The 12,428-nt window shown below is 42.0% G+C and carries 15 protein-coding genes; 7 read left to right on the top strand and 8 right to left on the bottom strand.

All coding sequences use genetic code 11. The annotated features are described in order from the left end of the window. Window positions 1-348 precede the first annotated feature (348 nt). From PK654_RS16410 to PK654_RS16395, 4 genes are all read right to left on the bottom strand, one after another. Window positions 349-735 (bottom strand): hypothetical protein, encoded by a 387-nt coding sequence (locus PK654_RS16410; protein WP_271700035.1) that lies wholly within the window; start codon window positions 733-735, stop codon window positions 349-351. Window position 736: 1 nt separating this feature from the next. Next, the gene (locus tag PK654_RS16405; protein ID WP_271700034.1) at window positions 737-2,278 is read right to left on the bottom strand and encodes a hypothetical protein; all 1,542 of its coding nucleotides are present in this window, start codon (window positions 2,276-2,278) and stop codon (window positions 737-739) included. 379 nt (window positions 2,279-2,657) lie between these two features. Next, the gene (locus PK654_RS16400; protein ID WP_271700033.1) at window positions 2,658-3,263 is read right to left on the bottom strand and encodes a hypothetical protein; all 606 of its coding nucleotides are present in this window, start codon (window positions 3,261-3,263) and stop codon (window positions 2,658-2,660) included. Window positions 3,264-3,326: 63 nt separating this feature from the next. Beyond that, window positions 3,327-3,959 carry a hypothetical protein gene (locus tag PK654_RS16395; protein ID WP_271700032.1) on the bottom strand — a complete coding sequence of 211 codons (633 nt, stop codon included), beginning with the start codon at window positions 3,957-3,959 and terminating at the stop codon, window positions 3,327-3,329. A 205-nt stretch (window positions 3,960-4,164) separates the two neighbouring features. Between PK654_RS16395 and PK654_RS16390 the strand changes: the two genes are divergently transcribed. From PK654_RS16390 to PK654_RS16380, 3 genes are all read left to right on the top strand, one after another. Then, on the top strand, window positions 4,165-5,403 hold the full coding sequence (locus PK654_RS16390; protein WP_271700031.1) for a site-specific integrase: 1,239 nt from the start codon (window positions 4,165-4,167) through the stop codon (window positions 5,401-5,403). A 14-nt stretch (window positions 5,404-5,417) separates the two neighbouring features. Then, entirely contained in the window at window positions 5,418-5,792 is a 375-nt protein-coding gene (locus PK654_RS16385; RefSeq protein WP_271700030.1) for a hypothetical protein, read from the top strand. A 99-nt stretch (window positions 5,793-5,891) separates the two neighbouring features. Then, the gene (locus PK654_RS16380) at window positions 5,892-6,344 is read left to right on the top strand and encodes a hypothetical protein (RefSeq protein ID WP_271700028.1); all 453 of its coding nucleotides are present in this window, start codon (window positions 5,892-5,894) and stop codon (window positions 6,342-6,344) included. Window positions 6,345-6,869: 525 nt separating this feature from the next. Here PK654_RS16380 and PK654_RS16375 read toward each other — a convergent pair. Both PK654_RS16375 and PK654_RS16370 read right to left on the bottom strand, forming a co-directional pair. After that, a complete protein-coding gene (locus PK654_RS16375; protein ID WP_271700026.1) occupies window positions 6,870-7,001 on the bottom strand; it encodes a hypothetical protein in 132 nt (43 codons plus the stop codon). Between the two features lie 308 nt (window positions 7,002-7,309). After that, window positions 7,310-8,170, bottom strand: a complete 861-nt coding sequence (locus tag PK654_RS16370; protein ID WP_271700025.1) for a helix-turn-helix transcriptional regulator — start codon at window positions 8,168-8,170, stop codon at window positions 7,310-7,312. Window positions 8,171-8,410: 240 nt separating this feature from the next. On the opposite strand from PK654_RS16370, the gene PK654_RS16365 reads away from it, so the two are divergent. Both PK654_RS16365 and PK654_RS16360 read left to right on the top strand, forming a co-directional pair. After that, window positions 8,411-8,686 (top strand): hypothetical protein, encoded by a 276-nt coding sequence (locus tag PK654_RS16365; protein WP_271700023.1) that lies wholly within the window; start codon window positions 8,411-8,413, stop codon window positions 8,684-8,686. A 158-nt stretch (window positions 8,687-8,844) separates the two neighbouring features. Further along, complete coding sequence (locus PK654_RS16360; protein WP_271700021.1) at window positions 8,845-9,039, top strand: hypothetical protein; 195 nt, start codon at window positions 8,845-8,847, stop codon at window positions 9,037-9,039. Between the two features lie 190 nt (window positions 9,040-9,229). Here the strand turns inward: PK654_RS16360 and PK654_RS16355 are convergent, their stop codons facing one another. Both PK654_RS16355 and PK654_RS16350 read right to left on the bottom strand, forming a co-directional pair. Beyond that, window positions 9,230-9,670: a hypothetical protein gene (locus tag PK654_RS16355; RefSeq protein ID WP_271700019.1), complete on the bottom strand. Its 441-nt coding sequence runs from the start codon at window positions 9,668-9,670 to the stop codon at window positions 9,230-9,232. Window positions 9,671-9,753: 83 nt separating this feature from the next. Then, a complete protein-coding gene (locus PK654_RS16350) occupies window positions 9,754-10,551 on the bottom strand; it encodes a hypothetical protein (protein ID WP_271700018.1) in 798 nt (265 codons plus the stop codon). A gap of 930 nt (window positions 10,552-11,481) precedes the next feature. Between PK654_RS16350 and PK654_RS16345 the strand changes: the two genes are divergently transcribed. Together PK654_RS16345 and PK654_RS16340 are read left to right on the top strand one after the other, a co-directional pair. Then, window positions 11,482-11,961, top strand: coding sequence for a hypothetical protein (locus PK654_RS16345; RefSeq protein ID WP_271700016.1), 480 nt, complete (start codon window positions 11,482-11,484; stop codon window positions 11,959-11,961). Window positions 11,962-11,965: 4 nt separating this feature from the next. After that, a complete protein-coding gene (locus tag PK654_RS16340; protein ID WP_271700015.1) occupies window positions 11,966-12,268 on the top strand; it encodes a hypothetical protein in 303 nt (100 codons plus the stop codon). The last annotated feature ends 160 nt before the right edge of the window (window positions 12,269-12,428 follow it).

Genomic DNA, 12,428 nt, shown 5'->3' with positions numbered 1-12,428 from the left:
ATCCAACCAATCAGAACAGGCATGATAAGACAGGGCCATACTGTTATCTTGAAAATAAAGGCCCTGGAGATGTACCAACAGGGCTATGAGTTTTACATTTCTGAAAATGGTGTGTGGAGACTGTAATTTAATTTATCTGTACTAATTCAGACCTTATCCTTTAAGCCAATTCCTATCCCGAACCAGAACACACCAAATCACAACCCTAATACCGCAGGGTTTAACAATATACTGTCGTGGCTGATACCGTTGGAATTTGCTGTTTCCGATCGCGAGAGAGGGCTCTGTGGGTGGGTGAGCTAATTCAGGGAAGAGGGACGCCACTCGGATGAGTGGCGTCTTGTAGACTTAAAAATCATTAAGTTGAAATAACCCATCAGTTTTAGAAGCATAAATAGACTCATATTGGCATGAAAGAACAAAATCAAATGAGGTTTGATCAGCCAAAGTGATAATCATATTTTTAACTTCTTGCATTGCCCTAGCGGATGTTGGGTCAATATCAATATATCCCCGAACCCCAACTTTCCAACCTAATTCTTCTAAACCTTCGGAGAGAATCTGCGTGTTCTCCAAATCATTAGTAAAATAAACAGAAGAGTTCAAGCTGGGTAACAAAGCTTTTAACCCATCTTCCACTTCTTGAATATCGTGATATGAGCTACAAACTAAGATTTTTTTAAGCAAAGTGATTGTAGTTCCTTGCTGTAATTCTAAATTTAGTACCATTGACATTTTAAAACCTCTTTAAGATCACATCTTTGCCATCAATGATATAGAGCTCCTTAAGACCATCTACTGGCTTCTCATTTAAGAACTTCAAGATATCACTAGAAGATAACGGTGAATCCGAAATATTTAATACAATATCAGGAGCTTGATGACCAACTTTATAAGTCATGTTATCCCATATCGTATTAGGATTTTTAGATTTGGGTGAGTATACATCAGCTGGCCTACCTCCTATCGAAATATCAGGGTTCCCTCCTTTTTTACCAGTGTTTGGAAGGTGCTCAATTTCCAATCCGTGATTAGCCAATAGTTCTGCTGATTCGTTCTGCCTATCTATTGCTCGAATCATATCTGGATTTGCATTGGCTGGAGGTGTTTCAGGCTCACCTCTAAGAGAACCTTTCTTTGGGTTGAGTGCAGTACCATTCTCAATTACGTTATCAGTGGGTAACTCCTTGATTCCACTTGTAGTGCTCTCTTTGACTTCATCCCCGATCTTAGACATCTGATTCAGATCTTTTACGGTATCAGCTTTATCTGCACCTTTGACTACATCTTTTACTGCACCAACTACCTTGATGGCTATTTTATTACCCGGAATAGCTTCTGTCGCAAGACCTACACCCAAGTCGGTGGCTAATTCTTTCGCTTCATCCATCCTACCTTCGGACAAGGCTTCTTCTAGCTTATATGCTTCGTACGCTGTTATCCCCTTATCTATCAACTCTAAAGCTAAACCAGCGACCACTATAAGAGGAATAGCGTTATCACCATTATTTTTATCTAACTGATCAAACACAGCATTGTTATTGCTTACTGTTTTACCCGAATTTCCAACATGGCTGTTAGTACTCGCCATGCTTCCATGACCATTAACGTCTAATGCGGTATCCGTGTAGTCAACAAAGTCTGAGCCAATGTTCTCTGCATAGATCTCTCTGTCCTGTTCAGAGTACTTGTTCACATCTCCAGATTGATCATCAATAGCATGGCTCATTTCATGACCAGCTACATTAACTAAACCTTCTGTATCATAGATATTGTGGTCATTGATGTACGAATCACCTGTCTCCTCTGAATAGAAGCCCTGACGAACATCATCATCCTTCGCGATGATCTTGTTGTCATAACCCTCTGCGTCATACCCCAGTGATTTAATCGCTGCATGAGTGAGTTGATCCAACATCTGTTCTTTAGCTTCTGCTGGAAGGTCAGGGTCTTGCAGTTTTGCCGCTAAGCTTGGATCATCTGCAATGCTCTGTTTAACAGCGTTGTATACGCTAAGCTGTTTACCTGTTTCATCGAAGAAGTCGGTAATCCCAACTCGTTCAGTGGTAATAGCTCTCTCTAAGCTTTCACGGAACATATCGGTGATCAGAACATCTTCAGCTATCTGATTTCTGCCCTCTTCGGTCAGCAAACGGTGATCTATAGTGACATCAAAATCCCCCTGCTTACGGTCAACAGTGAACAGGTCCTTTTCTGTATGTTCGGTGTCGCGATTTAGAGAGGTGGTGTCGTCGGAGTTTTCTGAGTCCAATGCCATTCGGCACGATAGTCAGGGATTCCATAGGAGAATATTGCCAGTAGGGTTAGTTGATTAGATATTGAAAGTGCTGGCGTGGTGAGAACTAAGCGCTACTGTCCTTAGTTGGTTATTACACCTGATGAACTCGTTTTATTGATGCTACGACTGGCTCTGCGGTCTATAGACGGTCTTTCTGGGATAGTTCATCGCTAGGCATTACAAGAATTTGCAAGAGTGCATTGAGCCGTGATTGTTGATGCCTTAGCATAGGCAAGGTCTGCCGTTTTTACACAGAGGTAATAAAGTGAAATACCGCTACGGTCACGCTGCGGTATTTCAAAGTTATACTATCTTCGCAATGATCAAAAAGCAGGTTAAGTTCTTAACAACCGAACTCTTACCCAAAGTTTGATACTATCCCTTTAGATTCAAGCTCTTCATTAATTAATTGGAATGTAAAGTTACGAACATTGTTTTCTTTCCGCAAACCTTCAATCATATCTTGCAAGGTTCGACCCGATTTATCGCTGCCAATAATAGTATTAACAGCTTTAAGCTTAGGTAAAAATGGCGTTGAACGAGGATATTGGATCAGCTTGGATTGGATTTCTGCCAAAGGGCCTCCAGGAACAATGTTCCAACAAACTACTAGCATATTTATTGCGTTATTTAACTGTTTTGCTAACGGGTCCCATCGAGCTAGAGGAGTATCACCATTACCACCTCCTCCTTTCCCATTGGAAACCAAAGGATTAAACAGCGGTAGAGGAGCTAAATGAGCAAGCTTCAAAAAGTGACTTGCAGCATGGGAGCCGCAATAGAAAGTACCTTTATCACTAGGATCTGTACGCGATACATAATCAAAACAGTAATAACTATCAGAGAGAGTATCTCTAGTACAACTCATTTTCACTTGTCCATTTAACAATTTAACATGTGCCACTGGACGAATATTATAGTTCTCAACAATGCGTGTTCGACTCTCTGTTCCTCGACACTTCATAGAATACCTCTTTTTTCACAAGACATTGAACAATAAACATTTTTCAACTACAAGAGCAATGTACTATCTATGATGTTCAATGCCAAGCTTCCTTACCCTTTCACGCAACCGTTGTTGTGAACCTGCGCAATAGTTATCTAGTTCATTAAAATCAGCATCATAAGCTGGAAGGTTTTTTGCTAACTTAACTGTCTTAGGTAAAACATTCCAGCGATCCTCCACACGCTCAAATTCAATGACTTCTTTACGTTCATCCGTATAAACCAGCTTAAACTCAGCTACCGTTTCCATTTTTCCTTCTTTTAATTGCTTAAGAAAGAAATGCCGGTCGAAAAGAAGTGAACTCAAGCTAGGTTCGGGACTTTCCATAGATATAACCCATGTAAGAGGCAGAGAGTCGCATACTTTCTTATTCAGTATGACGCCGTTAACTTCCCCACTTTCATTGACGCTAAGACTCAAGGTAATTTTGGGCTGTTCAAAGTCTAACCCTAGATCTGCACCGTCAAGAACATATTCCGTATTGTTCGACCATGTACCTGAAAGCAGCTCCGTGTCATACAAGTATTCCTTCTTAAATTCTTTATATGAATTAGGTATGCTCGTTACATTTTCTAGAAAGCCACTGAAGTTAGTTAAGAACCCCAAACAAAAGACAGCAAAATACTTCAACATTGAGATAACTTTATCATTCATAACTGCCGAACCAATCCTTATAAATCTATACCCCCAGAACCATACCAATAAAATCATTTTCACAACAGTAAGTTACAACAAAAGACTCTGCATTTTATCTACACATTGCATGTTTCATACACAAGCAGAATATACCTTCACCCGAAATATCTCGATCATCAAGAATATATTAGAACCTAGGTTAATCACGACTTAAGGAGTTCTAATGACAACACCTAAAACCCGTAAATTCCGATTCACCAACAGCATCATTAAAACCCTGCCACCCCAAGATACCCATGCTAAATCCGCTTCCTGTGAGTACTCAGATACTGAAATAATCGGGCTTCGGTTGATGGTCTCTAAATCCCATCGAAAATCGTTCCTGCTGCGTTATGTGTCCCCCATCACCAAGAAAAAATCCAGTATTGGTCTGGGGAGTTGGCCAGAGCTGGAGCTGTCCGATGTTAGGCAAAAAGCCCGTAAATATAAGGTACAAATTGCCGAAGGTATCGACCCCAAACTAGAAAGGGATAAGCAGCATCAGGAGCAGATACCGACTCTAAAAAGGTTCTTCACTGAGACCTTTCTGGAGACGAAGAAAAACGGCGGTAAGAAGACATGGCACGATGATGAGGTCAGGTTTCAGCTCTGTAGTGAACTGCACGATAAACCGCTGGATACCATCACAGGGTTAGACTTACAGCAGTTGCAAACTCGGCTGCTCAATACCAAGCATCATCAAGGGGAATACTATGCTCCAGCGACTGTAGACAGGGCTTTAGCCTTGGTCAAATCCATCCTGAAACAAGCCTATGTGCTTCTCGATATCCGCTACATTGGTGATAAAGTCACTATGCTCAATCCCGATAACCGTCGCATGGGGTATCTCAATGTCGAACAGACAGCAGCACTGATTAAAGCCAGTCGGGAGTATTACTGTCGGATCAAGGGAAACTACATCGCCTTGCTGTTTCTGATGGGATGCCGAAGTAATGAATTATTGGCAAGACGCTGGTCTGAAATCTTTCTATCTGAAGGCAAGATGATAATTCCTGAAACCAAGAACGGTACTGAGTTAACCGTTTATTTAACACCACTAATGATAACCCTGTTTAAAGAGCTCAAGATGTTAAGGCAACCCAATAACCCTTATGTCTTTCCAAGCCACAAAGCAGGCATTCATATCTCACCCCCTCGCAATGCTTTCGCCTTAATTAAGAAACGGGCAGGCATAGAAAACCCGGAGCAATATTGCTTCCACCATGCCAGACACAGTGTGGCGACTAACCTGCTCGATAGCGGTGTGGATTTACTTACGGTGCAACGTCTGCTCAACCATAAAGACATCAAAAGCACTCAAATTTATGTGAAACACTCTGAGCAAAAGCTAAGAGGCGGCGCAGCCGTACTCTCTAACCTCATTGAATCCCAGTCACCCTTACTGGAACACCATCAACAATAATCTGGAAACCCACCATGCAAATAATTAAAAGCTATACCGAGCTTATAGAGCTTGATTTACCCATAACGCATAAAGACAGCCTCATCACTCATTTAGCCGAAAGCTTTCAAGGCAAAACCAATGAGCTTAAGAAAAACTGGGAGAAAGTAGGCATTACTCTGATTCTTATCGATGAGGGTGATACCGACCATGAGCTCTCTCTTATAGATGGAGAGTCACTTTCCCTGATTGAGTACGTCATAAGCTACCCCGAATACGTCCTTATTTTAGAGCCTTTCGTTATAGGGCTGGCGATTCTCAATGACCATGGTTCAGGCTGCTATCTGGTCGGACACACCGATAGCGAGACAAGTGCGGTTAAGACACTGCTTTCTCAGGTCACCGCCTAGCTCAATTCATTTAGTTTCAGCCCACACTACTAACCAGAGTTACCCAAGACACTCACCCTAATCCCATATTTTCATCACTATCACCACAGGAGTATCATCATGAACGCTAAAACCAATGCGAAAAAGAACACAGATACCAAAGAGCTGAACCCATTCCAGCAGATTGTCCATAGCGCAGAAGCTGACAAACTCAGCCCTAAGGCCACAGGGAAAATCAAGTATGAAGTGGCTCTCCACCAACAAGAGAAGCAGCTTTATATTCACCTCGTAGAGCAAACCGATTCAGGGCTGTTCTCTAAAGAGTGGATACCGATTGATTCCGTCTTAACCTTAATCGAAACGCAGAAAGACAACGCCTTTAAAAGTGCGGTATTCAGGCCATTGTTTAAAAGCGGCAGCAGCAACAATGTATCCTTCTTTTCCAGTGTTACGCGAGACTTAGGTTTAATCGTAAAATCGGATGCTTCCATCTTCCTTCATCAGGTCAGCCCTGACTATGCCGCCAAGAAGAAAGCACTACTGGCAATGGCAAAGCCCTCCACCAAGAAGTAAATAACCCCCTCCCTCAAGCGCCTGTCCATTACACAAAGCTTTCTCCAAAAGACCGTCAGAAGACCGTAGCGTCGATTTCAAGATTTAAATTGCTCATTACCCCAAAACACAAACCCAAGTGGTGACTGGCTTAATGGGGTGTTTTGACGTTAATCGGTAAGCAAACAACCGCGGATTTAAAAAATCTGGCAATCTGATGGAAAGAAAAAGCGAGTAAATCCCCCTATTGCCATGTTGTTAGCAATAGGGGGGTTCCGATGACAGAGTCTGGAGAGAAGTAATAGACGTAGAGGTTTCTCTGCAATCAGGAACATCCATCATCAGGGAATAACTTCTAATTCAGCGCCAAGAGCGCACTTAATTCTATGTTTAGCAATCGGACTCGATTTTTAGTCAGTTAGCCATGAACCGTTACGGGATAACGGCAAACTCACCATTTCAAATTGAGAGCGATACACGGTAAGGAAAATCATAACCACACCAACAAAAATCCAAAGATTTAAGACCCGCAGAGAAATGGCAGCCTCATTGCCATAGCGACAATGAGACAACAGTACCGAACACGGTACAGGCAACATAATTCATCAACTCAACCAAAGAGAGATAAGGCGACTGACTCATCATGCTAAACCAGTCTGTCAGGGTGATGTTTTTCATGGGAAACCTCTACTCAATATCTTATTTAAATCCGGCCTCCTGTCGGAGTTATTTATTAGTTAGTGTCCACGCGGTAAAAACTGGGGCTATTTTCAACCTTCCGATACCCGATAAGGGTTTTCAGTTTCACCCAAACTGCCATTTTCAATACCCGCCATAGAGTAAGCAAATCTCAGTTCATAGTAGAAACAACAAGCAAAGCAGTAGGGGAAACGCTTCACAGGGGCAACAGTATGCAACGGTTAAACGTCAGAGTGGTATATGGCTTCCAGAAGGAAGCATAAATAAGATAAAACGGAAGCGGGATTCTACTGGCAACGTTCCAGCGAGGCGTACAATTCTCTAATCAACTCAAGTCGTAAACTGACAGGGGACAAAACCTCTAATCTCGGCATCCAGCATTTTAGTACGGGCACAATCTCACTTAACTTGGATACCCGACTGGAAATCAGCAAGCTACCATCACTCAGCTCTTTCAATAGCTGCTGGTTAGGCAGAACAGTGGCATCAAGAAAGTGCGGTGCAATCTCCCTATCAACCTGCACAAGCACATCAGCATTATCCGCAGTTAGCCATTCCATGCCTTGCCTGTAGATCTCCTCGTGAACCTTTCGACTGGGTTTATATTTATCCTCACGTCGGTGAATCTGTGAAATCTTAGCCAATCGATACGAATAAAGCTGTCCTGAGTGAACCGAAGCAAGATACCAAATACCTCCATCATTTACGATTCGGTACGGATGCACCTGCTCGAAACATTTTCCATCATGGATAAGGTCGATGACCGAATGGCTGGTAATGACATCAATCAACTGCTTAAACAGAGTATCAAATTGCTCTGGAGACTCGGAGCGTGGATTCTTAAACAGAACAACAGACTGAGCATTGGATAAGTAGCTAACAGGGAGCAAGGACGTTAAGCCGATGTCGTTCAGCACCTTGTTTATGTTCCCATTACCATTGGCTCGAAGTGCTGGATCTAACTTGTAACCTTCATCACTGCGGATAATCGGAGCGTTTATCAACCTTTCATTAAAGTCACGACGAAGGGTCTTTTCACTTACCAGATACTCATCAATCAAAGACTCAGGACGCAGCACTTCACCCATAAACAAACGGGTCAGGATATCTCCAAGTCTTAAAGCTAACTTTGCACTCTTATCACTCATGGCAATAGCGTAACGGTCTTGATGGACAGGTTAAGGGAATACCATTTTTAAACGCCTTAATCCGTCACGCACTCAGATTTGCCATAGGTTTCATAGGGTAAGACCAACAAGGGCTTTCACCATTTATTCAACTTTTTCACTATCACGGACAGCACCTGTCCACTCCATCTTCAATACTATTCAACCTAGTAAGCCATACCCGCAGCAGGTGTGCTTACTTCAATCAATAAGGTAATAACAATGAGAAAAACAGCAGTACAACTTCTAGCAGTAATCACTATTTCAACAATGTCACTTCAGGTTATGGCGTATGGCGGGGGTTCAGGTGGTCGTGGTGGTTCTCCATCGCTGACCAAAGAACAACTAGAGCAACACTGGAACGGCAAAGCAGGTGAACAATCTACTCCGATAGCAGGGATCATTGCTCACTGGAAAGCCGATGTGTGCGGAACCTTAAATGGTCAGGTCAGTGATGAAACAAAGTGTCCAGCAGACTCACCAAAGATGTCTCAATAAATCATAAAGCTTGTTGCATGTACTGATAGGGCTGAACTGGGTTATTTTAGTGGGGACTCTTCTAATCAAGTAAAGCCAATGGTTCATGCAACACCTATACAGGGCAGTTCCAGTAATGGTACTGCCCTTTTTCATATCTGGAAAACAAGGAAATAACCATGGGAAAGAATAAGCAAAATCACTTCTACCCTGAATCTCCCTCACTACCCAAGGACAGAAAAGAGACGGGTTTTAGAGCAGCTCAACTGGGCGGGGCCATTGGACTACGCTTTGGAGGGCCTTACGGGTTACTTGCAGGCACAATCGTGGGCTTTGCCGCTGGTATACTGATTGATGAGGTGTTGGACGATTAGAAATGACTGAATCGAGCAGAGGAAAAATCTCCCTCTGCTTTCTTTTTTTGCTGTTATCTGTGCACAGGAACTCCCAGAATTGAGCTAAATAGACACGGCTACGTAGAAAATAGGGTATGCATTGCTATTCAATGACCAGATGTGAATGTAACAAGCCGGCGTGCGCATGCAATCACACTTAAACACTATGTTAGGTTTTAAGCTCTCGAATCTGCATTTTTCTAAAGAATAGTTTGCGGTAGAGCATGATCATCATAAGGTTATAGATCACTACCGCGGACACCTGCGGAGAAAGAAATATACTTCCTACCACCTGCGCGACATAAAAAGCCATCAGTTTCTTGTGTGAAATTTGAGGATCAGCTTGAAGAATTTTGATAACTTGCCCATCGATGCTTAACCTACAAGCAACAACTCCTCTCATTAAACTGATCATTTTGAAGTCAACTTTAAAAGCATCCTCCCCTATTTGAAACTCATGCGTCGAGTTTAAAGTATAACGAAACTTCTCAGATAAAGCCTCTCCATTGACTTTTATAAGTTCCTTTCCTGAAAGACTTCCTATCGCTTGTATTTCATACTCTAAATGTGAAAATAAGAACTTATAGCCCTTCGTATATTTCGAATTCAAATGTAGCTCCTATATCAAAACTCCACCCCCAACCTTGAACTAAGAATGCCAAGCGTTGGGAATCACTCTAAATGATTTGTATGTCACAAATTTCTTTGCATATCTCGTAGCTTCATCGCCGTAGAGCAGAACTCTCTTGCAAGCTTGCTAGTGTCGTCTGAGTACTTTATCCAATACGATTCAGGAATATCAGGGTTATAGCGACGAAACTCTGGAATATTAATATAATCATACCCACCAATAGCACCAGCTGATTGTTGTGAAAAGTGTCGTATGAACTTCCATGCTTGCTGAAGAAGTTGAGCTCTTAGACCTTCAAGCTCGGCATTATTAAAATGGTAAACTGGATCATTCTCATAATATATCAGGTCATTGAATGGCTTAATGACGCAATCAGGAACATACCTACCAAATGGCTCATCATTAATTTTCTGAATTACATCATAAGGTAAGATATTATTAAGAAAATCAAAAACTCGACGATCTTGCTCTGAATATGAGCTTATGGAAGGCGCAACTGCACTTGGATTTGCGAGCATAGCATAAGCAAAATTCTCAGCTTGAACTTTCCACTCTTTCAGTTGTTCAACAGTATAAGTAGAAAAATCAGCATCAATCAAATTACCATGATTCCTGCACATCCAAATTCCGTTATCTAAACTTTTTCTTTGTTCTGGCGTCATATTTGGATCATATCTAGGCCCATTTTCGGCAGCAGCACAAATATGTGCAGCTATTCCGTTATTAATTTTTTTCTCAGGATCTGTGTTAGAGGGACCTAGCGTAAACTGCCCACAATAGGGAAACGAGCAGCGCCAACCTGCTCGGTCAGCCAAAATCCGTTTCGTACCCTCAGAAAAATTATCTCTTCCTTCACTCATGTTGCCTCACTTAATTTCTTGTAACATAACGCTTTCTATATAGTTTTAGTCCGCATATCACTCTCGAATCTTTCCAACAGCCACTGAAAGCGATAATGACAAAAAACATGATAAGCACTTGAATATTATAAACATTACGTAATTTGAGTTAACTTAGCAACTATAGAAAGACAGAAAAGGAAATCACAGCAGATTTCCAACAGACATATGATACAAGGACTCGTTCCTTCAGCTAGCCCTCACGCCTTACCTGTTCTGTCTTCCAGCAACAAACTCAAACCCTGATTATGGCAATACAGTAGTGTTGCTGAGTTTCAATCTATGATGATGTACTGATGATTAAGTCTCGAAACTATGGCTGCCATCGAAAGCTAATCGGCGGCAATGATATTGCCATAGACTGAGTTTGAGTTTTCTCCGTATCCTACTGCTTTAAAGGGTTTCTGAGCAATCACGTATACGAAGACCATAATCTGCATCGTTTCTTTTTGGATAAAGAGCGGGGTCTATCAGCATCATTCCGATATGTAGCCTCATTACAGCCGATATCTGCCACTTTCTACAGTTGCAAACCTGCCTAAATATCAAGCAATCCACCATTACTAACGCAAAGTTGAGTAATTTTTTATAGAAAATTTCAATTATTTTTCCAGATTTTCATTGTTCATAACTCCACCATTTGATGAATATTTAGACACATGTTTCGCGCCTTATTTAAGGGAGAAAACGACCGGCATTTTTTTGCGCCTTGAGGAAGGTAGTTCCCCATTTTAGTTTGTGGCTCAGAGTGTTTATAAAATCACCTTATTTATACTTTCATCATATTTAATGCATTGTATTAGTTGGTATTTTCTACAAGTCAGACGATTGTAACTCCTTGAGTGTTGATATATGTTTTAAGAAGACATTCACGAAAATGGAGCGAATAAAATGTCCAACAAAGGTTTATTAAAGTCCTGCTCGGGAGACTACCGAAGCCCGGAAAATATCTCTTCAGCGCATCAGGCTGGAGGCAAATATGTGTTTAAAGACAAACATAATCGCGTCACTGATTATTTCACCTTAGGAGGTAAGAAAGAGATCACCGAGGAGCAGGCTCAGGAGTATATCGAATCTATCGTGGCTCATGCTGAAAGCAGTAAGAACCCGATGATACAGCTACCGAACAATAACTATGTAAGGCGTGAATCGGTTGTGGCTATTGAGCAACATACCGGAGAGCAGTTCTGTGGCCTGATTATCCGGGGACTGGATAACCATATCATCGACTTTCTGAAAGTAGAGGATATCGCTCTGCATCAGTTGATAGCCGATGAACTGGCGCAGGCGCTGGAGCCTTTACCCAAAACCAAAAGACACCGTCCTGACTGGGGCACTCTACTCACCAACCAAAACGCTATGGAGGCGTAATACGATGAACACCAATGAAATGAACACCCTGACTGGCAATATTGAGAAGGACTTTAGCCTGCTAAGAACCAAGGGCGCGAACGCCTTTATGCTGGCTCTAGAGCAGAATATTGAAAAATACGTCGAGGAGTTTGGCCCACTGGATAACGCGGCTTATCTACAAAACTACTTCGCTAAAGCCATGCGCAGCGCTAAGAAACCGGATGGCAGCAAGAAAACTAACTTTGGCTGGACCGAAGCCTTTAATAAAGTGATTCTGGCTTTTCGTAAGGTTTACCATATCGAGGTGGTATTCACTTTAAAATAACTCCTTTTGCCTGCGTGCGCTCTATTATTGCCTGTCTTTCTTAGCTCTCATCTTTACCCATATATTGCCCTTCATTATTAACCGTCATTCGTAGCCTGTACTCCCGAGACAATGCACGTCTGAAATTGGCGTGCATTGTTATGTTTACTCCTAACCGTAA

It is taken from the genome of Vibrio sp. SCSIO 43137 (assembly GCF_028201475.1).
Lineage (GTDB): Bacteria > Pseudomonadota > Gammaproteobacteria > Enterobacterales > Vibrionaceae > Vibrio.
The sequence above is the reverse complement of the archived record's forward strand: the minus strand, read 5'-3'. Positions and strand labels throughout refer to the sequence as shown.

Bases quoted from the DNA above. Each gene is read 5' to 3' on its own strand.
- PK654_RS16410 (WP_271700035.1), bottom strand. From the start codon at position 735: ATGTCAATGGTACTAAATTTAGAATTACAGCAAGGAACTACAATCACT.
- PK654_RS16345 (WP_271700016.1), top strand. From the start codon at position 11,482: ATGTCCAACAAAGGTTTATTAAAGTCCTGCTCGGGAGACTACCGAAGC.
- PK654_RS16360 (WP_271700021.1), top strand. From the start codon at position 8,845: ATGGGAAAGAATAAGCAAAATCACTTCTACCCTGAATCTCCCTCACTA.
- PK654_RS16395 (WP_271700032.1), bottom strand. From the start codon at position 3,959: ATGAATGATAAAGTTATCTCAATGTTGAAGTATTTTGCTGTCTTTTGT.
- PK654_RS16380 (WP_271700028.1), top strand. From the start codon at position 5,892: ATGAACGCTAAAACCAATGCGAAAAAGAACACAGATACCAAAGAGCTG.
- PK654_RS16375 (WP_271700026.1), bottom strand. From the start codon at position 7,001: ATGAAAAACATCACCCTGACAGACTGGTTTAGCATGATGAGTCAGTCG.
- PK654_RS16405 (WP_271700034.1), bottom strand. From the start codon at position 2,278: ATGGCATTGGACTCAGAAAACTCCGACGACACCACCTCTCTAAATCGC.
- PK654_RS16370 (WP_271700025.1), bottom strand. From the start codon at position 8,170: ATGAGTGATAAGAGTGCAAAGTTAGCTTTAAGACTTGGAGATATCCTG.
- PK654_RS16365 (WP_271700023.1), top strand. From the start codon at position 8,411: ATGAGAAAAACAGCAGTACAACTTCTAGCAGTAATCACTATTTCAACA.
- PK654_RS16385 (WP_271700030.1), top strand. From the start codon at position 5,418: ATGCAAATAATTAAAAGCTATACCGAGCTTATAGAGCTTGATTTACCC.
- PK654_RS16390 (WP_271700031.1), top strand. From the start codon at position 4,165: ATGACAACACCTAAAACCCGTAAATTCCGATTCACCAACAGCATCATT.
- PK654_RS16400 (WP_271700033.1), bottom strand. From the start codon at position 3,263: ATGAAGTGTCGAGGAACAGAGAGTCGAACACGCATTGTTGAGAACTAT.
- PK654_RS16340 (WP_271700015.1), top strand. From the start codon at position 11,966: ATGAACACCAATGAAATGAACACCCTGACTGGCAATATTGAGAAGGAC.
- PK654_RS16350 (WP_271700018.1), bottom strand. From the start codon at position 10,551: ATGAGTGAAGGAAGAGATAATTTTTCTGAGGGTACGAAACGGATTTTG.